The 26,079-nt window shown below is 64.0% G+C and carries 33 protein-coding genes; 12 read left to right on the top strand and 21 right to left on the bottom strand.

Annotated features, from left to right (window positions below):
* Positions 1 to 155: 155 nt before the first annotated feature.
* From hrpB to DX905_RS04450, 6 genes are all read left to right on the top strand, one after another.
* Positions 156 to 2,594: an ATP-dependent helicase HrpB gene (gene hrpB, locus DX905_RS04475; protein ID WP_116090285.1), complete on the top strand. Its 2,439-nt coding sequence runs from the start codon at positions 156 to 158 to the stop codon at positions 2,592 to 2,594.
* 89 nt (positions 2,595 to 2,683) lie between these two features.
* Positions 2,684 to 3,061 (top strand): hypothetical protein, encoded by a 378-nt coding sequence (locus DX905_RS04470; protein WP_116092323.1) that lies wholly within the window; start codon positions 2,684 to 2,686, stop codon positions 3,059 to 3,061.
* Positions 3,058 to 4,200 (top strand): glutathionylspermidine synthase family protein, encoded by a 1,143-nt coding sequence (locus DX905_RS04465; RefSeq protein ID WP_116090284.1) that lies wholly within the window; start codon positions 3,058 to 3,060, stop codon positions 4,198 to 4,200. The genes DX905_RS04470 and DX905_RS04465 overlap by 4 nt, the downstream gene beginning before the upstream one ends.
* 199 nt (positions 4,201 to 4,399) lie before the next feature.
* A complete protein-coding gene (locus DX905_RS04460) occupies positions 4,400 to 4,699 on the top strand; it encodes an NADH dehydrogenase ubiquinone Fe-S protein 4 (RefSeq protein ID WP_116090283.1) in 300 nt (99 codons plus the stop codon).
* On the top strand, positions 4,699 to 5,295 hold the full coding sequence (locus DX905_RS04455; protein ID WP_116090282.1) for a YdeI/OmpD-associated family protein: 597 nt from the start codon (positions 4,699 to 4,701) through the stop codon (positions 5,293 to 5,295). The genes DX905_RS04460 and DX905_RS04455 overlap by 1 nt, the downstream gene beginning before the upstream one ends.
* Positions 5,296 to 5,421: 126 nt before the next feature.
* A complete protein-coding gene (locus DX905_RS04450) occupies positions 5,422 to 5,859 on the top strand; it encodes a DUF2059 domain-containing protein (RefSeq protein ID WP_116090281.1) in 438 nt (145 codons plus the stop codon).
* Between the two features lie 30 nt (positions 5,860 to 5,889).
* On the opposite strand, the gene DX905_RS15970 is transcribed toward DX905_RS04450, so the two are convergent.
* The 3 genes from DX905_RS15970 to DX905_RS04445 form a co-directional block, all read right to left on the bottom strand.
* Positions 5,890 to 6,063, bottom strand: coding sequence for a hypothetical protein (locus DX905_RS15970; protein WP_162875459.1), 174 nt, complete (start codon positions 6,061 to 6,063; stop codon positions 5,890 to 5,892).
* Between the two features lie 157 nt (positions 6,064 to 6,220).
* Positions 6,221 to 6,379: a hypothetical protein gene (locus DX905_RS15965; RefSeq protein WP_162875458.1), complete on the bottom strand. Its 159-nt coding sequence runs from the start codon at positions 6,377 to 6,379 to the stop codon at positions 6,221 to 6,223.
* A 403-nt stretch (positions 6,380 to 6,782) separates the two neighbouring features.
* On the bottom strand, positions 6,783 to 7,121 hold the full coding sequence (locus tag DX905_RS04445) for a YciI family protein (protein WP_116092322.1): 339 nt from the start codon (positions 7,119 to 7,121) through the stop codon (positions 6,783 to 6,785).
* Between the two features lie 119 nt (positions 7,122 to 7,240).
* Between DX905_RS04445 and DX905_RS04440 the strand changes: the two genes are divergently transcribed.
* Together DX905_RS04440 and DX905_RS04435 are read left to right on the top strand one after the other, a co-directional pair.
* The gene (locus tag DX905_RS04440) at positions 7,241 to 7,600 is read left to right on the top strand and encodes an ArsR/SmtB family transcription factor (protein ID WP_116090280.1); all 360 of its coding nucleotides are present in this window, start codon (positions 7,241 to 7,243) and stop codon (positions 7,598 to 7,600) included.
* Positions 7,584 to 8,075, top strand: coding sequence for an SRPBCC family protein (locus tag DX905_RS04435; protein ID WP_116090279.1), 492 nt, complete (start codon positions 7,584 to 7,586; stop codon positions 8,073 to 8,075). The genes DX905_RS04440 and DX905_RS04435 overlap by 17 nt, the downstream gene beginning before the upstream one ends.
* 135 nt (positions 8,076 to 8,210) lie before the next feature.
* Here DX905_RS04435 and DX905_RS04430 read toward each other — a convergent pair whose 3' ends face one another.
* Positions 8,211 to 8,597, bottom strand: a complete 387-nt coding sequence (locus tag DX905_RS04430; protein ID WP_116090278.1) for a hypothetical protein — start codon at positions 8,595 to 8,597, stop codon at positions 8,211 to 8,213.
* 152 nt (positions 8,598 to 8,749) lie between these two features.
* Between DX905_RS04430 and DX905_RS04425 the strand changes: the two genes are divergently transcribed.
* Positions 8,750 to 9,391, top strand: coding sequence for a dihydrofolate reductase family protein (locus DX905_RS04425; RefSeq protein WP_116090277.1), 642 nt, complete (start codon positions 8,750 to 8,752; stop codon positions 9,389 to 9,391).
* Between the two features lie 108 nt (positions 9,392 to 9,499).
* Here DX905_RS04425 and DX905_RS15960 read toward each other — a convergent pair whose 3' ends face one another.
* The 7 genes from DX905_RS15960 to DX905_RS15955 are packed head-to-tail and all read right to left on the bottom strand — an operon-like array spanning position 9,500 to position 12,817.
* Entirely contained in the window at positions 9,500 to 10,552 is a 1,053-nt protein-coding gene (locus DX905_RS15960) for a hypothetical protein (RefSeq protein WP_162875457.1), read from the bottom strand.
* A 4-nt stretch (positions 10,553 to 10,556) separates the two neighbouring features.
* On the bottom strand, positions 10,557 to 11,630 hold the full coding sequence (locus tag DX905_RS04420) for a ribonucleotide-diphosphate reductase subunit beta (protein WP_116090276.1): 1,074 nt from the start codon (positions 11,628 to 11,630) through the stop codon (positions 10,557 to 10,559).
* A 12-nt stretch (positions 11,631 to 11,642) separates the two neighbouring features.
* On the bottom strand, positions 11,643 to 11,867 hold the full coding sequence (locus tag DX905_RS04415) for a hypothetical protein (protein WP_116090275.1): 225 nt from the start codon (positions 11,865 to 11,867) through the stop codon (positions 11,643 to 11,645).
* A gap of 12 nt (positions 11,868 to 11,879) precedes the next feature.
* Positions 11,880 to 12,119 (bottom strand): hypothetical protein, encoded by a 240-nt coding sequence (locus DX905_RS04410; protein ID WP_116090274.1) that lies wholly within the window; start codon positions 12,117 to 12,119, stop codon positions 11,880 to 11,882.
* Positions 12,116 to 12,397, bottom strand: coding sequence for a hypothetical protein (locus DX905_RS04405; protein WP_116090273.1), 282 nt, complete (start codon positions 12,395 to 12,397; stop codon positions 12,116 to 12,118). The genes DX905_RS04410 and DX905_RS04405 overlap by 4 nt, the downstream gene beginning before the upstream one ends.
* Before the next feature lie 20 nt (positions 12,398 to 12,417).
* Positions 12,418 to 12,630, bottom strand: a complete 213-nt coding sequence (locus DX905_RS04400) for a hypothetical protein (RefSeq protein ID WP_116090272.1) — start codon at positions 12,628 to 12,630, stop codon at positions 12,418 to 12,420.
* Between the two features lie 10 nt (positions 12,631 to 12,640).
* Positions 12,641 to 12,817: a hypothetical protein gene (locus tag DX905_RS15955; RefSeq protein WP_162875456.1), complete on the bottom strand. Its 177-nt coding sequence runs from the start codon at positions 12,815 to 12,817 to the stop codon at positions 12,641 to 12,643.
* A gap of 264 nt (positions 12,818 to 13,081) precedes the next feature.
* Between DX905_RS15955 and DX905_RS04395 the strand changes: the two genes are divergently transcribed.
* Positions 13,082 to 13,342 (top strand): DUF2171 domain-containing protein, encoded by a 261-nt coding sequence (locus DX905_RS04395; RefSeq protein ID WP_116090271.1) that lies wholly within the window; start codon positions 13,082 to 13,084, stop codon positions 13,340 to 13,342.
* 250 nt (positions 13,343 to 13,592) lie between these two features.
* Here the strand turns inward: DX905_RS04395 and DX905_RS04390 are convergent, their stop codons facing one another.
* From DX905_RS04390 to DX905_RS04365, 7 genes are all read right to left on the bottom strand, one after another.
* The gene (locus DX905_RS04390; RefSeq protein ID WP_116090270.1) at positions 13,593 to 14,822 is read right to left on the bottom strand and encodes an ABC transporter permease; all 1,230 of its coding nucleotides are present in this window, start codon (positions 14,820 to 14,822) and stop codon (positions 13,593 to 13,595) included.
* Positions 14,819 to 15,502: an ABC transporter ATP-binding protein gene (locus DX905_RS04385; RefSeq protein WP_116090269.1), complete on the bottom strand. Its 684-nt coding sequence runs from the start codon at positions 15,500 to 15,502 to the stop codon at positions 14,819 to 14,821. The genes DX905_RS04390 and DX905_RS04385 overlap by 4 nt, the downstream gene beginning before the upstream one ends.
* Positions 15,489 to 16,724, bottom strand: coding sequence for an efflux RND transporter periplasmic adaptor subunit (locus DX905_RS04380; RefSeq protein WP_116090268.1), 1,236 nt, complete (start codon positions 16,722 to 16,724; stop codon positions 15,489 to 15,491). Before DX905_RS04380 ends, DX905_RS04385 begins: the two co-directional genes overlap by 14 nt.
* On the bottom strand, positions 16,721 to 17,410 hold the full coding sequence (locus DX905_RS04375; protein ID WP_116090267.1) for a Yip1 family protein: 690 nt from the start codon (positions 17,408 to 17,410) through the stop codon (positions 16,721 to 16,723). Before DX905_RS04375 ends, DX905_RS04380 begins: the two co-directional genes overlap by 4 nt.
* Before the next feature lie 80 nt (positions 17,411 to 17,490).
* The gene (locus DX905_RS15950) at positions 17,491 to 17,679 is read right to left on the bottom strand and encodes a hypothetical protein (RefSeq protein WP_162875455.1); all 189 of its coding nucleotides are present in this window, start codon (positions 17,677 to 17,679) and stop codon (positions 17,491 to 17,493) included.
* Positions 17,680 to 17,726: 47 nt separating this feature from the next.
* Complete coding sequence (locus DX905_RS04370) at positions 17,727 to 17,930, bottom strand: helix-turn-helix transcriptional regulator (protein ID WP_116090266.1); 204 nt, start codon at positions 17,928 to 17,930, stop codon at positions 17,727 to 17,729.
* Complete coding sequence (locus DX905_RS04365) at positions 17,927 to 18,328, bottom strand: hypothetical protein (protein ID WP_116090265.1); 402 nt, start codon at positions 18,326 to 18,328, stop codon at positions 17,927 to 17,929. Before DX905_RS04365 ends, DX905_RS04370 begins: the two co-directional genes overlap by 4 nt.
* A gap of 859 nt (positions 18,329 to 19,187) precedes the next feature.
* Between DX905_RS04365 and DX905_RS04355 the strand changes: the two genes are divergently transcribed.
* Positions 19,188 to 20,261 (top strand): M50 family metallopeptidase, encoded by a 1,074-nt coding sequence (locus DX905_RS04355; protein WP_116090263.1) that lies wholly within the window; start codon positions 19,188 to 19,190, stop codon positions 20,259 to 20,261.
* Between the two features lies 1 nt (position 20,262).
* Positions 20,263 to 21,681 carry a HesA/MoeB/ThiF family protein gene (locus DX905_RS04350; RefSeq protein WP_116090262.1) on the top strand — a complete coding sequence of 473 codons (1,419 nt, stop codon included), beginning with the start codon at positions 20,263 to 20,265 and terminating at the stop codon, positions 21,679 to 21,681.
* Between the two features lie 18 nt (positions 21,682 to 21,699).
* Here DX905_RS04350 and DX905_RS04345 read toward each other — a convergent pair whose 3' ends face one another.
* The 3 genes from DX905_RS04345 to DX905_RS04335 all read right to left on the bottom strand — a co-directional run bounded on the left by DX905_RS04345 (position 21,700) and on the right by DX905_RS04335 (position 26,024).
* Positions 21,700 to 22,560 carry an alpha/beta hydrolase family protein gene (locus DX905_RS04345; RefSeq protein WP_240320932.1) on the bottom strand — a complete coding sequence of 287 codons (861 nt, stop codon included), beginning with the start codon at positions 22,558 to 22,560 and terminating at the stop codon, positions 21,700 to 21,702.
* A 5-nt stretch (positions 22,561 to 22,565) separates the two neighbouring features.
* Positions 22,566 to 23,819 carry a ferritin-like domain-containing protein gene (locus DX905_RS04340; RefSeq protein WP_116090260.1) on the bottom strand — a complete coding sequence of 418 codons (1,254 nt, stop codon included), beginning with the start codon at positions 23,817 to 23,819 and terminating at the stop codon, positions 22,566 to 22,568.
* 303 nt (positions 23,820 to 24,122) lie between these two features.
* Positions 24,123 to 26,024, bottom strand: coding sequence for a ribonucleoside-diphosphate reductase subunit alpha (locus tag DX905_RS04335; protein ID WP_116090259.1), 1,902 nt, complete (start codon positions 26,022 to 26,024; stop codon positions 24,123 to 24,125).
* Positions 26,025 to 26,079 lie beyond the last annotated feature (55 nt).

Below are 26,079 nucleotides of genomic sequence, written 5' to 3'. Positions count from 1 at the left end.
GGCGGGTTTGAAGCCGGCTTTCGCAAGGCCATTACCGTCACCCTGAACTTGTCTCAGGGTCTACCCATCTCGCTTACAGCCGTGCCTGGGACATGATGGATGCTCGAAACAAGTTCAGCATGACGAAGCAGGCGGGGCGGCGCTAAGCCAATCGCGTGACCGATCTTCCTATCCATGCCGTACTGCCCTACCTGCTCGCTGCGCTGGCGGAGGGAACCGGCGCAGTGCTGGTCGCGCCGCCGGGTGCGGGCAAGACGACCGCAGTGGCGCCCGCCTTGCTCGATCAGTCCTGGTGCACGGGGCGCGTGCTGCTGCTGTCGCCGCGGCGGATTGCGGCGCGCGCGGCGGCGGAGCGGATCGCGGAAATGGCCGGCGAGCCGATCGGTGGGCGAATTGGCTATGCGACGCGGCTCGACAGCCGCCAGTCCGCGGCGACACGGCTGCTGGTGGTGACACAGGGCATCTTCGTGGCGATGGTACAGGCCGATCCCGAACTGGCCGGGATCAGCGCGGTGTTGTTTGATGAGGTCCATGAGCGCAGCCTCGACGGCGATTTCGGGCTGGCGCTGGCGCTGGACGTGCAAGGGGGGCTGCGGCCTGATCTGCGGCTGGTGGCGATGTCGGCGACGTTGGCAGGCGAACGCTTCGCGGCCTTGCTGGGTGGAGCGCCGGTTATCGAGAGCGCGGGGCGCTCGTTCCCGATCGAACATGTCTATCTCGGTCGGCGCGAGCAAAGGATCGAGGACGATATGGCGGCGGCGGTGCGGCGCGCGCTGGTGGAGACAACGGGCGGCCTACTGGCCTTCCTGCCGGGCGTGGCCGAGATCGAACGCACCGCCGAGCGGCTCGCCGGGCTTCCCCCTGAGGTCATGCTCCACCGCCTGCATGGGTCGCTAGATCCGGGCGCACAGCGGGCGGCGATCCGCGCCGAACCACCGGGCAAGCGCAAGCTGGTCCTCGCCACCGCCATCGCCGAGACCAGTCTGACGCTGGACGGGGTCTCGACCGTGGTGGATTCGGGGCTGGCGCGGCGGCCGCGCTACGACCGTGCCGCGGGCGTGACGCGGCTGTCGACCGAGCGCGTCAGCCAGGCGGCGGCGACGCAGCGCGCGGGCCGCGCCGGACGCCAGGCGCCGGGCACGGTCTATCGGCTGTGGGAGGAGGCCGCGACGGCGGGGCTGGCGCCGTTCGATCCGCCGGAGATCGCAGAGGCCGACCTGTCCGGGCTGGTGATGGCGTGCGCGATTTGGGGGGTGAGCGACCCCGTCCAATTGCGCTGGATCGACCCGCCAAGCGCGCCGGCCGTGGCGGAGGCGCGGCGGCGGCTGACGGCGTTCCGGCTGGTCGACGGGGAAGGGCGGCCGACCGCACATGGCCGTAAGGTGGCGAGCCTGCCGGTAAGCCCGCGGCTTGGCCATATGCTGGTCGCTGCGGGCGAGCATGGTTGGGGACGGACGGCGGCCGAGGTGGCGGTGTTGCTGTCGGAGCAGGGCCTGGGCGGCGGCAACGATCCCGATCTGGAGACGCGGCTGCGGCGCTGGCGCAGCGAGAGCGGGCGCCGGGCGGAGGCGGCGCGCGGGCTGGCGCAGCGCTGGGAGAAAATGGCGTCGGGCAAGGGTGGGCCCAACGACGGAGACCTGCGCCCGGTGGGCGCGTGCGTCGCCTTGGCCTTTCCGGACCGGGTGGCGAAACGGCGCGGTGCGGATGGCGCGGACTGGATCGCGACCGGCGGGCGCGGCTTCCGGCTCGACCCGGCTTCGTCGCTGGCGCGGGCGGAATGGCTGGCGGTGGCGGAGACGCAGGGCTCGGCGGCGAGCGCGCGCATCCTGTCGGCGGCGTCGATCGAGCAGGCGGAGGTCGAGGGGCTGTTCGGCGAACGGATCCAGACACGCCATATGGTGACGTTCGATCCGGCGACCGGCGGCGTCACCGCCACGCGCGAGCGGCGGCTGGGCGCGATCCGGCTGTCGTCCGGGCCGGATAGCAATGCCGATCCGGCGGACATTGCGGCCGCTTTGGTGGAAGGCGTACGGGCGCATGGCTTGGAACGGCTGCTGTGGTCGGATGCCGCCCGGGCGCTGCGTCGGCGTGCCGCGTATGTCGGCGGGGCGGATCTGTCGGACGAAGCTCTCATCGCCCGCCTGGACGAATGGCTCCCGGCTTTGGTCGAGGGTAAGCGCAAGCTGGCCGACATCGCGAGCGCCGCCCTATTCCAGGCGCTGGAAAACCTGATCGGCTGGGAGGGCAAGCAGGCGATCGACGCCCAGGCGCCGGCGCATTTCACATCGCCGCTGGGGACGACGCATGCGATCGATTATGGCGCCGAGGGCGGCCCCGCGGTCGAGCTGCGGGTGCAGGCCCTGTTCGGGCTGGCGACACATCCGATGATCGGGGGGACCCCGCTGGTGCTGCGGCTCACCTCGCCGGCCGGCCGCCCGATCCAGACGACGCGCGACCTGCCAGGCTTCTGGAAAGGGAGCTGGGCGGCGGTCGCGAAGGAGATGCGCGGGCGCTACCCGCGCCATCCCTGGCCGGACGACCCGACGCAGGCCGATCCGACGCTGAGAACGAAACGGGCGAGCGGGCGATCTTAGTCCTTCCTTTCCAGGGCAGGGGCTTACTTCGTGAAATCGTTGCCCGATTTGGCGCCGCCTCTATGCTTGAAGCGATTCCCGGGGACCCCATGAAGACGATCCATCTCAACCTGACCCTGGCCGCGGCGTCGGCGATCACGCTGGCGGCATGCGATCAGCCGGTCGACCATTGGACTGCCGAGCAGGACACGGCGATCTGCACCGACCGCAACGGCACCCGCGTGCCCGACGCACAGTGCCAGACGCATCATGTCGGCAGCGTCGGCACGGCCTTCCTGTGGTATTATCTCGGCCGCAACAGTGTGGTGCCTTATTATGGCGAGCGGGTCGCGGGGGGCTCCTTCACGCGGACGGCGGGGGCGACCTATTTCCACGCGCCGGTCAGGACCGCGATGACGCGTAGCGCGGCGGTCGCGCGCGGCGGGTTCGGGTCTTCGGCGCGCAGCTTCGGCAGCTTTGGCGAGTGATCCGCGACACGGTCGCGCCGCGGCCCGACTGGCAGGATAAAGTCGAGGCGCGGGGTCTGGTCTGGCACACGGCCGGCGGTGTGCCTTATTGGGACGAGGGCACGTTCTACCGCTTTGATCGGATCGAGGTGGACCTGATCGAGGGCGCGACGGCCGAGCTTTACCGCCTGTTCCTGGCGGCGGGGCAGGCGGTGATCGACGACCCCAAGGCACTCGCTGTGTTCGGCATCCCGGAATATTGCCACGACGCGATACGGCAGGCCTGGCAGGAGGAACCGCCGGCGCTGAATTTCGGGCGGTTCGACCTCGGCTATAGCGGCAAGGGCCCGCCCAAGCTGTTCGAGTTCAATTGCGACACGCCGACCTCGCTGCTGGAAGCTTCGGTGATCCAGTGGGACTGGAAGCAGGAGGTTCTGCCCCGCAGCGACCAGTTCAACAGCCTGCACGGACGGCTGGTCGGCAAATGGGCGGACCTGCGCACGCTCGTGCCGGACCGGCAGGTTCACTTCACCCACGTGGCCGACGCCGTCGGCGAGGATATGGTGACGGTAGCCTACCTGCGCGACACGGCGGAGGAAGCGGGCCTGAAGACCAAGGCGATCGCGATCGACGATATCGGCTGGGATCGCGCCAACGGCGTGTTCCTCGACCTGGACGAGCAGGTCATGACGACGATCTTCAAGCTATATCCGTGGGAATGGCTGACCAGCGAGCAGTTCGGCCGCAATCTTCTTACGAGCCTCGACCGGACGATCTGGATCGAGCCGATCTGGAAGATGATCTGGAGCAACAAGGCGATCCTGCCCGTGCTGTGGTCGATGTTCCCCGATCATCCCAATTTGCTGCCGGCGAGCTACAGCCCGCTCGGCGGCGATGTGGTGACCAAGCCGGCCTTGTCGCGCGAGGGCGCCAATGTGGTGATCCACCGCGACGCCAAGATGATCGCGGCGAGCTCGGGCGCCTATGACGATAGCCGCACGATCTATCAGGCGCTGTACGAGCTGCCCGAGACCGCACCCGGCTGCTACCCGGTGGTGGGCAGCTGGATCGTGGACGGCGCCCCGGCGGGGATGGGCATCCGCGAGGACGGGCTGATCACGGGCAACACCGCCCGGTTCGTGCCGCATGTCATCGGGTGAGCCGGTGGGGGGGGCGGATGGATTTTAGCCGTCGCCCAGCGGAGGCTGGGGCCCATGGCTAGCGCGGCTTGGTATATCGCGTTCCCGAGCGGCGTCGCTTGTGGTGCGGATATGAATCCCAGCCTTCGCCGGGACGACGGGTGAAGATGACGGCAGGCTAGGCCCTTGACCCGTTCGGCGGCCACGGTATCGCAGCAACATGGCACACGCCCGCATCCGTCAGCGCATCAAGAGCAGCATGCAATCGGGCCGCGCCCACGAGGGGCAGTGGATCCTCGAATATGAGCCGGCGGAGGCCAAGCGCGCCGATCCGCTGACCGGCTGGGCCGGATCGGGCGACACGCGCGAGCAGGTGCAGCTGGGCTTCGCGACGCTCGACGCGGCCAAAGCCTATGCCGAGAAGCATGGCCTGGCCTATCATGTCACGGTCGGCCAGGTGGAGCGCCCGCTCAAGATTCAGACCTATTCGGACAATTTCAAAGGCCCCGATCTGTTCTGATGACGCGCGATCCCCGGATCGACGCCTATATCGCCGCCGCCCAGCCGTTCGCGCGCCCGATCCTGGATCATCTGCGCGCCGCGATCCACGATGCCTGTCCGGACGTGACCGAGACGATCAAGTGGAGCCGGCCGTTCTTCGAGCATAAGGGGCGGATGTTCGCCGCGCTGGGCGCGTTCAAGGCCCATGCCTCGCTCGTCTTGTGGCGGATGGGGGAGACGGGTGGCGCGACCAGCCGCGACCAGGAGGGGATGGGCCAGTTCGGGAAGCTGACCAGCCTCGCCGACCTGCCCGACGAGGCCGAGTTGCGGCGCGCTATCCAGGAGGCGACGGCAGCGATCGAGGCAGGCAAGCCGATGCGGGCCAAGCCCGCGCCGCGTCCCGACCTACCGGTACCGGACGAATTGCGCGCGGCGCTAGCGGCGGCGCCCGCCGCTCAGGCCGTCTTCGACGGCTTCTCACCCAGCAACCGCCGCGATTATTGCGAGTGGATCGGCGAGGCCAAGCGGCCCGAGACACGCGCGTCGCGGGTCGCGCAGGCGGTGGAATGGATCGCCGAGGGCAAGCCGCGTCATTGGAAATATCAGCGCGGCTAAGCCCCGCGGCAGATCGTGCGGCCGTCCTCGTCCGGGCGGAGCAAGTCTTTCTGTTCATCCGCCAAAAAAGAACCGAAACCGTCGGAGACTCCCGCGCTGGCTGGGGGCCTGAAGGAGAAAAAGTATATGCTGATCGCGATCGCTCTTGCCGCCGCAATGCCCTCGGCCGAGGCCAAGGCGTTGGGGGCGCAGGTGGTGCGGATGGGGCCGGCGTCGGGGATCCTGCCGTTGCTGGCGCGCCAGCAGGCCGAGGAGCTGATCTCCGAGCATCCGGAACTAAGCGATCCCGACCGGATCACGCTGCGCGGCATTGCGCGGGATACCGCGCAGCGGGCGATGGATAAATTATTCGACGCGCTGGGGCATGGTTATGCCGCGGCGTTGAGTATCGAGGACTTGCGCAAGATTGCGGCCTTCCAACGATCGCCCGCCGCCGTCCACTATCGCGCGGCGATGGCGCAGGTCATGATCGAAGGAATGGAGATTCTCGGCGAGGTTGATCTCAAAGCCGAAGCCGTGGCGGCCTTCTGTGCCAAGACCGGCAAGCTCTGCGCTGCGAAATAGCCCCGCCGGTGTGGAGCGCGGCCCGTGGAGTCAGGCCGCGACCTGGCTGTCGCGCGTAGCCTCGGCACGGGCGCGGCGGGCATAAGCCTCGGCGAAACGCAGGTGGATGGAATGCACGGCAGGATCGGTCGTGCTCGCAGCCATCGCCCGCGCCTGGCGTTCACGTTCGAGAAAATAATTCTGGTCGTCGTTGCGCGCGAACATTGTCACGCTCCTATGCCCTACAAGCGGCAGCCCTGCGCTGACACAGCCCGCTGTCTCGACACCATGCCTGCGTAGTGAGTCGGCGCCGATGGAACCATTCATACGCCTGTTCGTAGTGGCGGCCTACTGACCTGCATCAGTAGCGGCCATTTCGGTTCTATCTCTTGTCGCTGGCCGCCTTGCGGTCGCGGATCAGCGCGTCGAGCTCGGCGATGCGGTCGCGGATCGGGGTGCCCACGGGCAGACCCTTGAGCCGCGCCTCGGCCCACAGCCGGTTACGCTCGCCCTGCAATTCCTTGATCGATGGTTCGGCCATGTCGGCGTCCTAGCGGATCGCCGCGCGGATGGCGACCGGGCGCAAGCCGGCCTCGATCGGGCGAGAGCTGGACAGCCGACCCAACGCGCAAGCAGTCCTGCGGAGGGGCAAAATAAAAAAACACCAGAAACGAACTTGATGATGCGACGCCTCGACAGCGCCAATAGCGCCAGCGGCGGCGCACGCGCGGCAGGTCGGCTATCGTCGTCGACCGGGAGCCTGCCGTAAATTATCAAACATGAGAAAGAGCCGAACGGCGTACCGAAGGCCAATGCGTCGCCCCGGCGGGCGTACGCTATGACCATACGCCAACGCGTACACGATTTGTTCCGCTTTGGCAAGCTTGCGGGCGCGGCTAAGTTTCCGCCAGGCGTGATCGAATGTGGGAAGGGCCAGCCGGGCGCTAACCGGCCGGATCATACATGAATTCGCGCAATTCCTGCGCGCAGCGGCAGGCGGCGGCGATCTTGCTGGCCCAGAGAATGGCCTCCGCGCGGGTGGGCAATTCCAGCACGGTGAAGCCGCCTCTGAGCCGGCTGCCCGGATAGATTTCGGGCGAGACCGATCCGTCGGCGGCGACCAATACAGGATCGACCTTCTCCTCGATACCGCCGCCGAAGACGTAGACGCCGGCGGCCCTGGCGTCCTCGATCACGGCATGGGCCTCGGCCACGACGACCGGGAATTCCGCGTCGGTCAGCACCATCGCTTCGCTGGGAAAGGAGATGAGATATTTGGTCATGCCGGCATGGTGCATGGTCGCATTGGCGACGGCAAGACTAGGCAGCCGGCAGGCACGTGGTCGCGCGCCATCAGACGGACTTGACGATTGCAAACTCCGCATTCTAAACAGTGAACCAAATGGTTCAGTTTGCAAATGCCCGGCTCGATGCCTCGTTCGGCGCGCTTTCCGATGCGACGCGGCGTGGCGTGCTGGAGCAGCTTGCGCGGGCGGATGCCTCGATCAGCGATCTCGCCGCGACCTTCCACATGACGCTCACCGGCATGAAGAAGCATGTCGGCGTGCTGGAGCAGGTGGGGCTGGTCACGACCGAGAAGGTCGGGCGCGTGCGGACCTGCAGGCTCGGCGTGGCCGGGCTGGAGGCGGAATCGGACTGGATCGCGCGGCAGCGCGCGCTGTGGACGGCGCGGTTCGATGCCTTGGACAAAGTGGTCGAAAATCTAAAGGCGAAGGAGCGAGACGATGGATCAGACAAATAGCGCATCCGCCGTGGGCGGCACGATCGTGGAAGGAACATCCGACCGCGAGCTGATCGTCACACGCACCTTCGACGCGCCGGCGCGGCTGTTATTCAAGGCGTGGACCACGCCCGCCTTGTTCATGCAATGGTGGGCGCCGAAGTCGATCGGCGTGCCGATGCTGTCGTGCGAGATGGATGTGCGGGTCGGCGGCGGATATTGCGTGGCGTTCGGCGAGGATGCGGCGACGGCGATGAAATTCTACGGCGAATATATTGAGGTGGTGCCGGATGCGCGGCTCGTCTGGACCAATGAGGAAGAAGCAGACGGCGCCGTGACCACGGTGACGTTCGAGGAAAAGGACGGCAAGACCTTGCTGACCTACCGCGAACTCTTTGCCTCGAAGGAAGCGCTGGACGGCGAGGGCGGCGGGATCATGCCCGAGCAACTCGACCAATTGGATGCGTTGCTGGCGAGCTTGGAGGCGGGTGCCTAGCTACGACCCGCCTCCCAACGTGACCAGGACGAGCTAACGACCGTACGGATCGGGGGCGCACGGTCGGATTGCCAGCTGCATCGCTGTGGTTGTGGACACCGCTGCTTTCGGCCTCATGTCGCGAAAGTGGGCGTTTCAGCAGGGAGTATCGGCGAAGGGATAGGCGACTACCTGATGCTCATCTTCAAAGACGATATATCCGGGACGATTAGCGCGCAGCATCCTAACCGAAAGGCCATATCTTTCGAGAACGAGCTGGTAATCACGCATTCGCTTCACGTGCTCAGTCGCGGTACCGCGAAACCAACTTAGAGCCTGGGCTTTGGCGTGCGGTTTAGACGATACCGCAAAACGCGTAGGCACGAGGAGATGCGCCTTAAACCAGGCGTATAGCTCTTCCAAGGTTTCCATGTCGCTCGGGTTCATTCGGCCGCTCTGAAGCAGCGCCTCCCCTGCTTGGAAAAGGCCCTGTCGGCGACCTGAGTCCACGTCGCGGGCATCTATCACAAACCTGACGAACATCAGGCTGCTTCCTAGCAGGTTCCACCGTCGAGGCTAACAGCGCCAACTAGCGGTGCTGACGACGAAGCGACCCCGCTAAGATAGCTTGAGCGATGTTGCCTGGGGACCGCGTATCCCGCAATCATAGTGTCAGGCGATAAAGGAGAGGCCGGATGGGGCGTGTCAGGGTGGCGGGGTTTTCGGTGTCGCTCGACGGGTTCGGGGCGGGGCCGGAGCAGAGCCTGCAGGATCCGCTGGGCAGGAACGGGCCGGCGCTGTTCGGCTGGTTCTTCGGGACGAAGACGTTCCGCGCCATGGTTGGCAAGGATGGCGGATCGGAGGGGGTGGACGAAAGCTTCGCGCATCGTGCGATGGACGGCTTCGGCGCCTTCATCCTCGGCCGCAACATGTTCGCGCACTCGCGCGGGCCGTGGACGGACGACGGCTGGAACGGATGGTGGGGCGACAATCCACCCTATCACGCGCCGACCTTCATCCTGACGCACTATCCGCGCGACCCGATCGAGATGGAGGGCGGCACCGTCTTCCACTTCGTGACCGACGGGATCGAGGCGGCGCTGGAGCGTGCGCGCGACGCCGCGGGCGAGCGCGACGTCAAGATCGGCGGAGGCGTCTCGACGGTGCGCCAATATCTGCAGGCCGGGCTGATCGACGAACTGCACTTTGCGCTGTCGCCTGTGTTGCTGGGGCGGGGGGAAGCGATGTTCGCGGGGCTGGATTTGCCGGCGCTGGGTTATCGGGTGGTGGAATCGACCGCCAGCGAGCTCGCGACGCACATTGTGGTGGGGCGCTAGGGGCCGCGATGATCGCGCAGGCGGCAATTAGGTATTGTGTCCCCGGATTAGAGGATTGTTGTCTCGGAATTCGTGTCACAAATCTAGCGAGCTCTTATTACAATCTCGTTACGGATTATGCAGTCGTTCTTTCATGTTTGTTAAATACCTTATGGGATTATCATAATGCGCGCGGTTTCTGCTCAACAGGGACTTTCCTATCTCCACGACGCAGGAACCAAGCGTTACAGCAAGAGCTGTCCCTGCTGCCGCCGACAACGGGGCCCCGCCAAAAGATGCAAGTATTCCTGCCGCAGCAGAGCTAAACGTGCTTTCTTTGGAAAAAGCTACGCCAATTGTATTATTTATTGTCTGAAATTTCCAAGCGGAGACAACTTTATCATGATGATATATCTTGCTTAACAAAGTGTCCTCTATTTCGGATGATGACTTTCCTTGAAGGTTTTCAGAGAAAAATAATCGGAGATCGCGCAGGGCCGCTCGAGATTCTGAATCGTTCCTGAATTCTACAATCATCTCCCATGGCGTTTTATTTATATCAACAAGATTCAGTCCCGAAATGTGATTAAAGAAGGTTCCATCCTCTTCTTGAGAGGCGTTCTCTTGAGAATGACTGAGCTTTCCAAGCATGGAAATTCCTTGGGCATCCCATATGGGTGAATTTGAAAAGCCCGACTCAATGATCATTCGGTCAAGAGCTTTGTTAATTATCGCCCTTTGTTGATTTGTTACCTTTTGAGAGCGACGCGCCTTATTTATCTCCGTGCTAAATGAAACATCAAGCACCTTCGAAAGGTGATCCTCCATCGGCTTGTCGCGGGGCAAGAATTTTCCGTTTTTGTCAGCCGCAGCTATATACAGCATTAATAGCCCGAAGGACGCTATAGTATGTTCAACATACACGCGCGATTCTTTGATATCGCTCCGAAATAAGCTTGATATTACCGAGTTAGTCCTAGGATCATTCAGTTTTGGAACGTAATTTTCTAATAGTTCTTCCACCATTTCCTCGGTTAGCTCTTCTCCATTCTGGCTAACCGTCGTGTTTCGGACAAATGAAGGGGTGCCCAGATCAATCGGAAAAACCCGGTCAAAATATAGGGCCGCTTCCTTTGGCGGCCCCAAGCAAACAATCTTAGAATGCGTGTCGCCCGCAGCCACGGCTTTACTCCGCCGCCACCCCGGCATGCCCGAACAGTCCGCCTTCGCCGCCGCTCTCACCCGCGCCGGCATCTTCATTAGCCACTTCGGACTTCGCCTTGGCCGACTTGCGGGCGTCGAAGCTGTCCCACACGTCGCTCCAATCGCCGCGCGTCGCCGCCTTCGAATATTCGGTGGCGCGGGTTTCGAAGAAGTTGGCGTGCTCGACGCCGTTGAGCATCGGGGCGAGCCAGGGGAGGGGGTGTTCCTCGATCATGTAGATCGGCTTGAGGCCGAGCTGGCCGAGGCGCCAATCGGCGATGTAGCGGACGTAGCGCTTGATATCCTTGGGCGTCATGCCGTTGACCGGGCCCATCTCGAACGTGAGATCGATGAAGGCGTCCTCCAGGCGGACGGTCTTCTGGCACATGTCGAGGATGTCGTCCTTGACCGCCGGCGTGAGGCATTTCCGCTCCGCGCAGAAAGCGTGGAACAGCTTGATGATGCCCTCGCAATGGAGCGTCTCGTCGCGGATTGACCAGGTGACGATCTGGCCCATGCCCTTCATCTTGTTGAAGCGCGGGAAGTTCATCAGCATCGCGAAGCTGGCGAAGAGCTGGAGCCCCTCGGTGAAGCCGCCGAACATGGCGAGCGTGCGCGCGATATCCTCGTCGGTATCGACGCCGAACTGGTTCAGATAGTCATGCTTGTCCTTCATCTCCTTATATTGGAGGAAGGCCGAATATTCGCTCTCGGGCATGCCGATCGTGTCGAGCAGATGGCTGTAGGCGGCGATGTGGACCGTCTCCATGTTGCTGAACGCGGTCAGCATCATCTTGATCTCGGTCGGCTTGAACACGCGGCCATATTTTTCGTGGTAGCAATCCTGCACCTCGACATCGGCCTGGGTGAAGAAGCGGAAGATCTGGGTGAGCAGGTTGCGCTCCTGATCGGACAGCTTCTGCGCCCAGTCGCGGCAATCCTCGCCCAGCGGCACCTCTTCGGGCAGCCAGTGGAGCTGCTGCTGACGCTTCCAGAATTCATAGGCCCAGGGATATTCGAAGGGCTTGTAGGAGCGCGAGGCTTGGAGAAGAGGCATGGTCTTGGTCCTTCAGACTAAGCTTTGAATTCGGAAGAAAAGAAAGACGATTGCAAAAAGGCCGGATGCCGCAGCGATGATCGTTCGGCTTCGCCGCGTCGCCGTGACCGCGCCAAGCGGCGACTCCCGCCGAACAAATAAAATCCAGACGCTCTGTCCGAGTACCCAGGCGCCGAGCAATAGCGCCGAGAAATCGTGTCTCCAGAAGCTGCCGTCAGTGGCTTGGGGGATGGACATCGCATTCCCCCGCTACAGCTGAATGGTCTGGATGTTGCGGACCGGTCCGAACAGCCCGAAGCAGATTGCGGCGAACAGCAGCCAGAAAAGCGGCGCCAGCGTCATGAAGAGCATGCCGATCATGCGGCGCTTGATCTCGCCCGGATTGTCCTGCGGCAGCGGCCGGCCGAGGCGCGCGAAGCGCAGGCCGTTGGCGAACAGGCCGAGGCAGACGAGCGTGCCGAGCCCGAGCATGAGCCAACCGCTGGTCATCGCCGCGCCTGACTGGCGCCGCCGGCGAAGCCGCCAATGCCGAGCACGAAGCCGAAATTATACCAGGCGCCGTTATTGGGCACCGCGTAAACGGCGATGTCGGGGCTGAAGAGCGAGACGATGAAGCTCACCGGCGCGATGAAGCCCTGGACGAGCCCGAGCAGGAAGCCGGGCGCGGACGGCTTGACCGTGCCGTGCATCTGCGTCGCGCAGGCGGCAAGCGCCAGCGGCACGGCCAGCATCGCCAACCGGGCGAGGGCGGCGCGCGAGGGCAGCATTGGGCTCCGCAAATGGCGCATCACGCGGTCTTCCAGAAGGTGATGGCGAACACGATCAGGACCAGCCCGAGCGCGGTCAGCATCGTGCCGACGATCCTCAATATATAGACCATCTGGGGCGATTTTTTGAGTCCCAAGGTCACGCGCGTGGCGTGCGGACGCAGCAGCACCGGCAGGCCGATGACGCCGATCAGCGCGCCCAATATCGCCATGATGCGCAGAGAGGTCGGCATCGGCGGAGCCCTAGACGCCATGACGATTGGCAAGGATCACGCCGAGCGCGAGCACGACGAGCAGGACCACCGCCAGCAGCACCCACGACGAGCGCGGCGTCGGGCGGCGGTTGCGCGCGGAGGATGCGGCGACGACCGCCACGGCTGCGCCGACAATCACGATGAATATGCCCGTCGTCGAATCCACGCGTCCCTCCCCCCGGCGAAAACCTCCAAGCAGAACGTAGCACGAACAGCCCGATATGTGGGTAAGGCTACGCCGATCCGCCACAAAGTCTAGCGGGTTGGCAGCCTTTTCCACAGATATCTGCGCCCGATCGTGCCCGGTGCAGGGGCGGCGGCGGGACGCCGGTCGCGACTGTCGCACGCTTGCACGAAATCGTTACATGTCCGATGCGGCTTTCCCGCGGATCGTGCGTTGGGCTGCGGCACTCTAGCGAGGGAATTCACAATGGCAGATCTGTCGAACATCACCGAACATATGGAAGTCATCGGCGCCGACGGCGTCCATGTCGGCACGGTCGATCATGTCGAAGGCGACCGTATCAAGCTGACCAAGAAGGACAGCGGCGCCGACGTGGAAGAAGGCCAGGGCGGCCATTCGGGCCACCATCATTATATCTCGGGCGGCCTCGTCGCCGAAGTCGAGGGCGACAAGGTGCGCCTGTCGGCCAATGCCGACGTCGCGATCACGTTCGAGGAAGAAGAATAAGCTTCGTTCTGCCCGCGATGTGCCGGTCACATCGCTGAAGCGGAGAGATGCGGGCGTCACTCGTGGAGTGGCGCCCGTTTCGTTTGTGGTGGGAGGGCGCGTTTCGCGCTCTTTCCCGTCATCCCGGCGGAGGCCGGGATCCATCGGGCCGCGGGCGCGGCGTGCATAAGCTGGGGGGAGGCCTAGCCGCGGAATGGACCCCGGCCTGCGCCGGGGTGACGATAGTGGGTGTATTGGCCCAGCGCCCCGGTCATTCGTAGCGCAGCGCCTCGATCGGATCGAGCGAGGCGGCGTGGGCGGCGGGGGTGACGCCGAAGAACAGGCCGACGAGGGTCGAGAAGCCGAGCGACAAGATCACCGCCCATAACGGCATGTGCACCGTCCCCAGCGCCGGCACGAGCAAGGTCGCCGCATAAGCGAGCGCGCCGCCGATCATCAATCCGACGATGCCGCCGAGCGTGGAGATGATCCCGGCCTCGGCGAGGAATTGCAGCAAGATGTGGTGGCGTTGCGCGCCGAGCGCCTTGCAGATGCCGATCTCGCGCACGCGCTCGTTCACCGAAGCGAGCATGATGTTCATGATGCCGATGCCGCCGACCAGCATCGAAATGCCGATCATGCCGCCGAACACGATCGTCAGCATGTTGGTAATGGTCGAGATCGATTCGGTCAGCTGGCGCGCGGTCATTACCGTGAAGTCGTTGTCCTGGCGCGGCTTGAGGTTGTGGAAGCCCCGCAGCAACGTCTCGATCCGGTCCTGGACCTGCTTGATCTCGTCCACGTTGCGGACGTTCATCGCGATATTGATGTCCTGCTGGTTGACGTTGGCGAGCTCGGTCTCGCCGGTCGAGAAAGGCATCAGCACGTAATCGTCCTGGCTGATGCCGAAGATCTCGCCGCGCGCCTCCATCACGCCGACGATCTTGAACCACGAGCCACTGATGTTGAGGAACTGGCCGATCGGGTTGCGGCCGAGCTTGAGATCCTTGCGCACGCGATCGCCGATCACGCACACCTTGCGCTTCGACTGCTCGTCGCCGGCGGTGAAGAAGCGGCCGAGCGCCGGATAGACCTTGTAGGTGTCCTGATACATCGGCGAGACCGCGAGCACGCGGGTGGAGGTCGAGCGGTTGCCGAAGCGCACCTCGGCCGCGCCGCCGCCATAAGGGAAGAAGGCGGGGACCATGTTGGTGACGCCGCGCACGGCGCGGGTGAGCTTGGTATAATCGACGAAGGTCAACCGGTTGCGCTTGCCGAGCAATTGATCGGCGAAACTGGTCTGCGACTGAACGGTGAGCACCGACGCGCCGAGATTGTCGAAGCTGCTCGTCACCGACGAGGAGACGCCCTGGACCAAGGCCACCACGAGCACGAGCGAGGCGACGCTGACGGTGATGCCGAGCGCGGTGAGGAAGCTGCGCGAGGAGTATCGCAGCACATTGCTGAAGGCGAGCTGGAGGATGACGCCGTAGGAGTTCATGCCGCCGCCCGCCGCTCGTCGCGTTCGACCTGGCCATCGCTGAGCGTCACCACGCGCGAGCTGCGCTGCGCGACCTTGGGATCGTGGGTGACGACGACGAGCGTCGCGCCCTCGGCGTGGAGCTGATCGAACACTTCGAGGATTTCGGCGGCGGTGCGGCTGTCGAGATTGCCGGTCGGCTCGTCGGCGAGCAGGATCGAGGGCTCGGTGACGAGCGCGCGCGCGATCGCGACGCGCTGGCGCTGGCCGCCCGAGATCTGGCTGGGGAGATGGGCGGCGCGGCCGTCGAGCCCGACGCGGCGGAGCGCCTTCCACGCGCGCTCCTTGCGCTCGGCCGCGGCCATCCGGCGATAGACCAGAGGCTGGATGACGTTCTGCAATACGGTGAGGCGGGGCAGCAGGTTGAAGCTCTGGAAAATGAAGCCGACCTCCTGGTTGCGCACCACGGCGAGCTCCTGCTCGCTCATGTCGGCAATGGCCTTGCCGTTGAGGACATAGCGGCCGCTGGTCGGCCGATCGAGGCAGCCGAGCAGGTTCATCATGGTCGACTTGCCCGAGCCGGACGAGCCGATGAAGGCGATGTAGGAATTGGCCTCGATCGTCAGGCTGATCCCGGCGAGCGCGTTGACGGTGTGATCGCCGACCAGATACCGTTTGGTGACCTCTTCAAGCCGCATCATGGCCGGCGGACCCCTTGATGGTGGCGGTGACGGGTTCGCCTTCGGTGAGGAACTTCACCTTCTTGTAGGGGCCGACGAGCACGATATCGCCGGGCTTGAGGCCCGATTTGATCTCGGTGAAATTGTCGTCGGATGCGCCGAGCGTGACGATCTGCTTGGCGACGCGGCCGTCGCGCATGACGAACACATAATTGACGACCGTGTCGCTCGCGCCGGGCGCGTCATCGTCGCTGGCGGTGGCGGTGTTGTTGTTGAATACCGCCTGCAGCGGCACCGACAACACCGGCCGCGACGAATTGACGAACACTTCGGCGCGGCATGTCATCGACGGCTTGAGCACCATCGTGTCGGGCTTGGGGAAGCCGACCTTGACGGTATAGGTGCGGGCATTGCCGGGCTGCGGCACGGGCAGACCCTCGCCGCGGCGCAGCGCCAGCGAAACGAAGTTCACCACGCCCTGCAAGGTGCGGTCGGGATAGGAGACGGGGTGGATCGCCACCCGCTGGCCGGGGCGGATCGCGGCGACGTCCGATTCGTCGACGCTGAGCTCGAGGATCATGCTGCCGGTGCGCGCGATCGTGATCAGCGAGGATCCCTGGATGCCGATCGTGCTGGGCACGGCAGTCTCGCCCGGCTTGATGTTGAGCGAGGTGACGAAGCCGGTGATCGGGGAGGAGATGGTCGTCTTGCCGAGCTCCTCGGCGGCCTGCTGGAGCATCGCGCGCGACTGGCTGATCGACAGCTGGCTGGCCTTGAGGTTGGTCTGCGCCGACACCAAGGCCTGGCGGGCATCGTCGAGCTGGCCGCGCGAGACGAAGCCGCGTTCCGCCAGCGCCGCCATGCGATCGAACTTGAGCTGTTCGGTCGTCAGCGCGGCGCGCTGCTCCACCGCGCGCTGCTGCTGGATGTCCTGGCCGGCGCGCTGCTGATCGAGCGCGGCGCGGTAGGTGCTGGCGTCGATCTGCAGGATCGGCTGGCCGGCGATGACCGCGTCGCCTTCCTTGACATAGACATGGGTGACGCGGCCGATGACCTGCGGCGACAGTTCGACTTGCCCGTCATAGACGAAGCTGCCCGAGGTGAGCACCGACGATTGCACTATCCGGTAGGCGGGATGCTCGGCCTCGATCGCCTGGGCCGCCTCGCGGCGGGTGAGATGGGCCAGTATCGGGGACAACAGGATAAGGGCGATACCCGCGAACCACAGCCAGCGACGCTTCATTTGATATGACCGATCGCCAGGATGAGCAGCCAGCCGCCATAGATCAGGAGGTAAGGCGCGCAGACGATCGCCGCGGCGGAGCGGGTCGGCATCCCCGTCAGCTGGCGCAGGCCGATGACCATCAGCACGATCTGCCAGATCGTGATCAGGTTGAGATTGGACAGCAACGTCAGATAGGGGTTGGGCCGGGTGACGTGGAAGACGAGATTGTTGAGCGAGGCCGGGTTGAGGTCTTCGGGAAACAGCCGGCCCGATGGGGTGAGATACATGGTGATCAGGCCGGCCGGGAGCAGCAGCACCACCGGCAGCGCCGCCCAGCAGACCAGCCGAAAACATTCGCCGAAGCGCCGGTTCGACCCCTGCAATTTGGTGACGAGCACGAAATAGATGGCAAGCAGGAGATCGAGCACCGGCACGATCACCAGCACGCCCGCCAGGCCGAACGCCTGCATGTTGCGCTTCGACATGAGGCCGGCGAGGACGCGCTTCTGCTGATCGGTATAGCCGACGTACATCCAGTCGACCAGCCAGCCGAAATTGACGTAGCCATAATAAAGATAGAGCAGCAACGCCGAGCAGAACAGGCAGACGGCGAGCGGGATCAGCGCGTGATTGCGTCGGTCGGCAAAGATGTCGGCGAAGGCGCCGGTCGGATCATAAAAGATGCGCGCCAGATTGCGGATCAAGAGACTGTCCTTTCCCCAGAAGACCTATGATGTGCGGATGAGCGGTGCGGAGATCTGTGCCGGCTGAGCGGTCCTGCCGCTCAGGCAGCGGGCGAGGATCTGCGGCGCCAGAAGAAGAGGATCAACACGCCCAGCCCGAGACCCTGGATGAAGCCGCCCCACCCGTCCTGATCGACGCCGAGCAAGGTACCGTGTTCGAACCGGACGATATATTGGCTGACGGCGAGCGCCAGGCAGGCGGCGATGCACAACAGGGACAATCTTCTCACGTCAGGCTCTCCATGAGGGGGGGCGGGGGATGGGGCGCGGCCACGGCTCAACTTTGCCGGGTCGGGCTGGTGAAGACGTTCTCGACCGCAAGGCCGAACAGTTCGGCGATCTTGAACGCCAGTGGCAGCGACGGGTCGTAGCGGCCGGTTTCGATCGCATTGACGCTCTGGCGCGACACGGCGAGCCGGTGGGCGAGATCGGCCTGGCTCCATCCCTGTTCTGCGCGCAACACCCTGAGCCGGTTGATCATGCAATGGCCCGGTTGGTCGCGCGATTGAACACAGCGCCGACGCCGAGACCGGCAAACCAGGCGAGGCCGACCCAATGCGCATCCGCGCGCGAGACCAGGCCGAACGAATCGAGAAACCCCCAGATGGTGGCGACGCTGAGCGCGAAGCCGCAAGACACCAAGGTCTGGCGGACCATCAGGAGGCGCACGAATTCGTCGTCTTCCTCGGTCAGATAGCGGCCGATCGCGGCGAACATGGCAATGATCGGCAGCGCCGGCAGGATCGCTGCGACATAAGCGGCGGCGCCGTCCAGCAGACCATCGCGGAACAATTGATCAACACCGACCAGGACGATGAGATAGATCAAACTCAGGGCGACAAATGAACGTCTATACCTTCGTTTGGCGGCGCCGACCATGACAACCAACCTTTCCCTTAAGTAGTGCAGGCTTTACAAAGTCACTTATCATGATCAAGGACAGAAACATCCATAGTCAAGCATAGTATTCGATTCGGCTGACATTGGATCAATCTAAAGCCATTTTGGATTAAACCTAGAGAGGTATTTGTATCTCTGCGATTTAATTAGATAAGTAACGGTGGTCGGCGCCGATCCAGCCGGTGGCTCGCAAATGCGTTTCCGATCGAAACGAGCCAGAAACGATCCAATATCGGATCGCGCTGGCGGCTGGGCTTAGTCTTGGAAACCGCAAACCTTATTATCGGCGGCGGACTTCGCCGGCGCGCGAACAGACGAACAGTCCCAAGGTCGTCATCGAACAATATTTATCGATGATGAAACTTTGCTTGTAAGAAATATCTAACCAAAATCGACAAAACGGCGTTTGATTCCGCGATTTGGCTATGATCATTTCCTAATTGCAGCGGAGGCAAGGGGTGCTTTCCGGTGTAAAAGGAGGTTTACATGACTATCGAAGAGATCAACGCAGTAGAAGCGCCTTCCGACCTCGCCTACATCGCCGGTGTTGCAGCTGGTGTCGCGGTCGTTCTGCTGTTCACGTCGTAATAACGACGCCGATCAACAGCGGTAGCACTTAACAGAGGGAAATCGATATGGTTATGGAAGAAATCCAGTCGGTCGAAGCACCCGTCTCCGACTTCGTCGCCGGCTTCTTCACCGGTGTCGGCATCGGTCTTGCCATCGCTTTTGGCTGCTGAGATCCCCACGGATCACAGCAGATATCGGTGATGCAAAGGGTCAGCCATCCTTCCGGGACGGCTGACCCTTTCCTTGGGGGTGGGGCGGAAAATCGCAGATGATACCGAGACTGAAGCCGAGCGTTTCGTTTTTTCCGATCAACGACAATCTCTTCCACGTCTACGATTCCAATACCGCGCGCCATTTCAAGCTCGGCCGGCAAGAGGTCGACTGGCTCCGCCGCTTCGATGGGCAGGCGTCGAGCGACGATCTCCGCAAGATCGTGCCGATGGAATATTTCGACGATTTTCTCGGGCATTTGCGCCGGATGCAGCTGATCGAAGGATCCGAAGCGCCGCGCAAGATCGATCCGCTCAAGATCAAGACCAAATTGTTCAATCCGGACGCTCTGCTCGACCGGTCCCTGCTCTTCTGCAAGATCTACTCGGCGATATTGTTCATGGCGACGCCGTTCCTCGTGCTCGCCAATCTGGCGATGATCGGGATGACCTGGACCCGGGTCAACGAATTGAACGCGACGATGCTGTTCTCGCCGTCGCACATCGCCTTCTTCGTGGCCTGCGTGATCGTGTCGGGCATGCTGCACGAAATGTCGCACGCGCTGGTGGCCAAGGCGCATGGCGTACATGTCCCGGTAATCGGCTTCATGTTCATGCTGTTCTACCCGGCCTTCTACGCCGACGTCAGCGGCATCAACCTGCTGGCAAAGCGCGACGACCGGATCAGAGTGCTGGTTGCCGGTATCCTCTGCAACAACGCGATCCTGTTCTTCGCGCTGGCGATCTTGGTGATTTCGCCAAGCCAGACGGTCGCCAGCCTCGCGGCGATCGTGATCGTGGCGAACCTGATGTTCGCCTTGTTCAACCTGATCCCGTTCGTCGAATATGACGGCTATTACATATTGTGCGAAATGCTCGGCGACCCGAAATTCGCGGTCACGAGCCGCATGGCGATCCTCACGCGGCGTGACGTACGGCTGATCAACATCCTGTATTTCGCGGTGAGCAACCTGTTCATCACCGCGATCATCTTCCTGCTGGTCAACGCCGTGCGCGGGTTCGTGCTGCCGTGGAGCGGGGCATGGGTCGCCAACGCCGGCGCGGTAGCGCTGTTCGCGGTGGCGATGGTGCTGATATCGCAGCGCATGCTGCGCAGCAGCGGGGTACGGTGAGATGGAGCAGCTGACGCTCAACCCCTATGCCTTCATCTCCGAAGTCGGCAATCAGTTCGTGATCAATGCCAGCCCGCGGCTGCGCTACACGTTGTCGAACCGCAACCGCGAATTGATCGACTATCTCACGACTGCCGAGCAGATCGACCGCGACCGCCTGCGCGGCTTCCTTTCGGCCGATCGCATCGAGGAGATGATCCGCAAGCGCGTGCTGATCGTCGGCAAGCCGCTGCCCCGCGAGGGCCGCTATTCGCGCCAGATGGGGTTCCTGTCCTTCTTCGCGGGCGATGCCGCGCGCGACCAGGCGGTGCTCGGCAAGGCGAACGTGTTGCTGCTCGGCGCCGGCGCAGTCGGCAGCCACGTCCTGTGGAACCTGGCCGCGATCGGCGTCGGCCAGATCACGGTGGTCGATTTCGACACGGTCGAGGAATCCAATCTCAACCGCCAACTGATGTACTGGCCCGAAGATATCGGGCGGGTGAAGGTGGAAGTGATCTGCGAGAGGATCGGCGCGTTCAACCCGAACATCATCGTCACGCCGGTCATTCAGAAGATCGAGACGATCGAGGACATCCGAACGCTGCTGCCGGGGCACCATCTGGTCGTGAAATCGATCGACACGCCGGTCGAGTCCAACGATTGGGTCAACGAGGTCTGCGTCGAGGCCGGCATTCCCTATGTCACCGGCGGCTTCCTCGACAATATGGGAGTCGTCGGTCCGGTCTACATTCCGGGGGTCGGCGCGCATTGCCTCGCCTGCCTCGACGAACCGCCGCTGTCGCGCATCCACGGCACGGGGCCGACCTTCGCGCCGCTCACCACGATCGTCTCGTCGATGATCGCGATGCACGCCTTCAAGATATTGGTTGGCCAGGGGGCAGCGCTCAAGGACCAGCTGCTGATGTACGACGTGCTCGATAACAATTGGTCGTCCGTTTCGATGACCTCCCGCAAGGCGTGTAAATTGTGCGGCAGCCCGGCGACGCCGGTGGCGAGGCCGGTCGATCCGGTCGCCGGCAAGCTGATCGCGTACCGCACGGCCGTGGTCGCGCTGACCTTGCTCGCCTCGATCATGCGGCTCGCGACCGGGAACGCCTCGGTCGGAGTGATGATGGTGGCGGTGCTGTTCGCCTCTACGCTCGCGCTCGACGCGATCACTTCCGATCAACGGGTGGTCATTCGCGAAATCTTCGTAGCCGCGATCCTGTACACGCTGATCGCAACGGTCACGTTCGTGCTGATCAATGGATTGGGTGCGCCACCGGCCGGGGCAGGAGACATTTTCGGGCGGCTCCAGCGCTTCTTCTCGATCGCATTGCAGGCCTGTCTCAGCGCAACCGTGCTGACCTTCCTCCTGATCCTGTTCCGCACCGGCGTGCAGGCGCTGCTTCGTATGGCCAGGCGGCTCAGCCCAGCCTGAGCGAAGACGCGGTCGGGACTAGGCGGCGGGTGGGTCGCAGAGGTGGAGCCAGGTTAGCACTTCGGTCTGCAGCGCGATCCGGTGATCCGAATAGCTATGGTCAGTCGGGAAATGCGCCTGCCGCAGCTTGCCGCCGCCACATCGCGCGACCGCGCGGGCAAGCGCATCGCTGCCGGGCGCAAATCCGTCGTCCGAAGTGACGAGGAGCAATGGCCGTCCGGCAAGCGCGGGGGCGAAGGTTTCGAGGCGCCATTGGTCCGACCGCGCGCCGGCCTCGTCGGCGAGCCGTCCGGGGGAGGTGCCCGACAGGATGTGTAATCCCTCGCTGGTCCCGACATTCTCGTCGACGACCGCGACTGCCCGGTCCTTGTCGGCGGCACCGAAGACAGGCCCCAGCGCGACCCCCGAGAGGAGGCCCGCGCCGATCAGGCCGGGGTCCGCCGCCGCGAGATGCGCCGCGACGAAACCGCCCATACTGTGTCCGACGACCGCGATCCGGTCGCGGTCGATGCGCGGGCCGGAGGCACGGGCGCGCAGCCAGGCCAGCGCGGCCGCGCCATCTTCCAGGCAATGGTCAAACGAGAAGCTGCCTGGGCTGCCCCACGACCCGCGGTAATGGAGCGTCAGCACGTTCCATCCGGCGCGCCGGGCAGACTGGGCGAGATCGATATTCTGCTCATTGCCGGGCAAACCGTGGAGCAGCAGAATCGTCGGGTGCGGCCCTTGCCCGCTGGCGGTGTAGAGGACCGCGTTGAGGTTGACGCCGCCGCTCGGGATCGCCTGGGCCAAGCTCTGCGCCGGCGCGGTCGGATCGGGCGGCGGGTCGCGGAGCAGGGCATCGGGGATGGCGCACATCGACGCTTCGGCGGCGGCGGCCACGTCGATCAACCGCCCAGGCCCCTAAGGCTGTCCGAGGCTCGCGTAAGCGCATCGCGGACCTTCGCGCTTTGTGCGCCGGCAGCGTTGGACAAGGCGACGGCGCGCTCCACCAGCAGTCGCCGCTCGACCGAGCCGTGAAGCAACGGCTCGACGCCGCGCAGCATGGTGAAGGTCATGCCGGCATTGACGCCGTTGTGTCCCGTAGTGGCAGGAATGCGCGCCAACGCGGTGGCAGTTTCGCCAAGGACGTGCATCAGTTCGATCGCTGCCCCCATCAGCGCATTAGGCGCGGCCCCTTCAGTTTCGGGACGGGCAAAGCATTGAACCAGGCAACGCAGCAGCAAACCGTAGGTGGCGCAGGCGAAATCGAGCAGCGTGACGGCTTCCGGATGATCGACGAAAACCTTGCCCTCGGGCTCGGGCGGCTGGCGCAATACCGGGCTGTCGGCGACTGGCCAGGCGGGCACGAAGCTGGGATCCTGACGCGTCAGCTCCTCCAACTCGTCCCTGATCCCGAGGAAACTGCGATAGTGCGATTCCTCGCGGTCGGCCGCGGAACCCTCCCCCTGTTCGACGATCACGTCGATCGCCGCCAGCGCGCCGGCCAGATCGCTGATCGGCTCGATGCCCTTGAGATCGAGCACATCGCGGCCGATCTGGCCCGCGGTCCCGCTGACGAACAGTCCGTCGCGGCCGAGCTCACGATCGAGCGCGCCGAGGTTCGACCGGATCGCTTCGTAGAGATAGCCGATGGTCGCATAATCCTGCGCGCTCGGCATCAGCCCGGGACGGGCCTGCTCGCGGCGATAATCGTCTTGCTCGAATTCCGCGCTATCCGCGCCCTCGACCCCTTGCGGCCGTTCGAGGAAGATGAAGTGATCCAGTGTCTCGGCGTTGAAGCCGGTCAGCCGGACCGCGACGCCGGAGGGGAAATAGCCGGGGGCGACCGGGAAATTGGGCCGCCCGAAATGCGGACGGCCGCCGACCGCGACGGTGAGGTTCGCCACCATCGCGAGATGCCCCATCTCCTCGATCGCGACGTTGAGGATCGCCTTGCGCCAGCGCTCCAGCGCCGCGCCCTCGGTCTCGCCGACCCCGGCTTCGCCGGCGCGCTTGAGACTGAAGACCGCGTAGAGATAGCTGCACATCAACGTGTGCTCGATCTCGGCCGCTTCCGCGAGGAGGTGCAGAAGTTGCTCGCGCGAGCCGACGACGATCTCCGGCTCGGGCGTCTGGTGCAATTCACGGCTCTCTGACATTCGCGCTCAACGAGCGAGCGCGTGAATGGGCCCGCCCGCCCACGGATTATCGGGCGGGCGCGGGCGCCCGGTCGATGTTCCGTACGGCGTTGCCTTTGGGATGCCCTTCACGACCGTCTGCGGCGAAGGCTGGCGTCGATCGGGCCGCAGGCGCGCCTATAATCGGCTCAAGCCTAGCCGCGGAATGGACCCGGCCTGCGGGCCCCCGCAAAGTACTAGTTGCGGGGAGCCCTGCGCCGGGGTGAGGGTCGTGTCGGTGACTTCAGGCCAGAGCGCCGGCCGATCAGCCGAGAATCCGGGGGATTATTGGCAGGCCAGACACTCGTCATAATCCTTGGCTTCGACCTCGATCTGGCGAAGCTCGGGCGTGTTGTCGGCTTCGACGCCGCCGGCGAAACCGGCGCGCTGGATCGACTTGGAGCGCAGATAGTAAAGCGACTTGATGCCGAGCTCCCACGCGCGGAAGTGCAGCATCAGCAGATCCCATTTCTCGACGTCGGCCGGGATGAACAGGTTCAGGGACTGGGCCTGGTCGATATAGGGCGTGCGATCGGCGGCAAGTTCGATCAGCCAGCGCTGGTCGATCTCGAAGCTGGTCTTGAAGATGTCCTTTTCCTCGGTCGTGAGGAAATCGAGATGCTGGACCGAGCCGCCTTGCTCGAGGATCGTGTTCCACACCGCGTCGCTGTTCTTCGACTTCTCGATCAGCAGTTTCTCGAGATAAGGATTCTTGATCGAGAAGCTGCCCGACAAGGTCTTATGGGTATAGATATTGGCCGGGATCGGCTCGATGCAGGCCGAAGTGCCGCCACAGATGATGCTGATCGAGGCGGTCGGCGCGATCGCGGTCTTGCAGCTGAACCGCTCCATTACGCCCATGTCGGCGGCATCGGGGCAAGGCCCGCGCTCCGTGGCGAGATGCATCGAGGCTTCGTTAACCTGCGCCTGGATATGCTTGAAGATGCGCATGTTCCAGCTCTTGGCCATCGCGCCTTCGAACGGCAGGTTGCGCGCCTGGAGGAAGGAGTGGAAGCCCATCACGCCGAGGCCGACCGAACGCTCGCGCTCCGCCGAATAGCGCGCGCGCTCCATGCCCGGCTCGGCGCGGTCGATGAAATCCTGCAGGACATTGTCGAGGAAGCGCATCACATCCTCGATGAAGCCCTTCTCGTCCTTCCACTCGTCCCACGTCTCGAGGCTCAAGGACGACAGGCAGCAGACGGCGGTGCGCGCCTCGCCATATTGGTCGCGTCCGGTCGGCAGCGTGATCTCCGAGCAGAGGTTGGAGGTCGAGACCTTGAGGCCGGCATCGCGATGATGCTTGGGCATGGCGCGGTTCACGGTGTCGGCGAAGACGATATAGGGTTCTCCGGTGGCGAGCCGGGTCTCGACCAGCTTCTGGAAGAGCGAGCGGGCATCGACTTCGCCGCGCTTCGAGCCGTCCTTGGGCGACTTGAGATCGAAGGTCGTGCCGTTGCGCACGGCTTCCATGAACTCGTCGGTCAGCAGCACGCCGTGGTGGAGGTTGAGCGCCTTGCGGTTGAAATCACCGGAGGGCTTACGGATCTCGAGGAATTCCTCGATCTCGGGATGGGCGACGTCGAGATAGACCGCGGCCGAGCCGCGCCGCAGCGAGCCCTGGCTGATGGCGAGCGTGAGGCTGTCCATGACGCGCACGAACGGGATGATGCCGCTGGTCTTGCCGTTGAGGCCGACCGGCTCGCCGATGCCGCGCACCGAACCCCAATAGGTGCCGATGCCGCCGCCGCGCGAGGCGAGCCAGACATTCTCATTCCAGGTGTCGACGATGCCGTTGAGGCTGTCGTCGACGCTATTGAGGAAGCAGGAGATGGGCAGGCCGCGCCCGGTGCCGCCATTAGAGAGAACCGGCGTGGCGGGCATGAACCACAGGCGCGAGATATAATCGTAGACGCGCTGGGCATGCGCCTGATCGTCGGCATAAGCCGAGGCGACGCGCACGAACAGATCTTGATAGCTTTCGCCGGGGAGCAGATAGCGGTCGCGCAGCGTATCCTTGCCGAATTCGGTGAGCAGCGCGTCGCGCGAATGATCGACGTCGAGCGGGAAGGGCGTGTCGCGGCGCTTGCTGCCGGTGGCGGCAGGCTCGGCCGCGGCGGTTTCCGCAACGTCCAGAAGGGTGGCCATATCGTTCGCTTCCCGCTCGCTGTTGCTCGAAAAGTCCATCGCCTGTCCCCTGTCCCGTTCCACCAATGTTCGACTCGGGGGACGTTGCCCCCGG

It is taken from the genome of Sphingomonas crusticola, assembly GCF_003391115.1.
Taxonomy (GTDB): domain Bacteria; phylum Pseudomonadota; class Alphaproteobacteria; order Sphingomonadales; family Sphingomonadaceae; genus Sphingomonas_I; species Sphingomonas_I crusticola.
The sequence above is the reverse complement of the archived record's forward strand: the minus strand, read 5'-3'. Positions and strand labels throughout refer to the sequence as shown.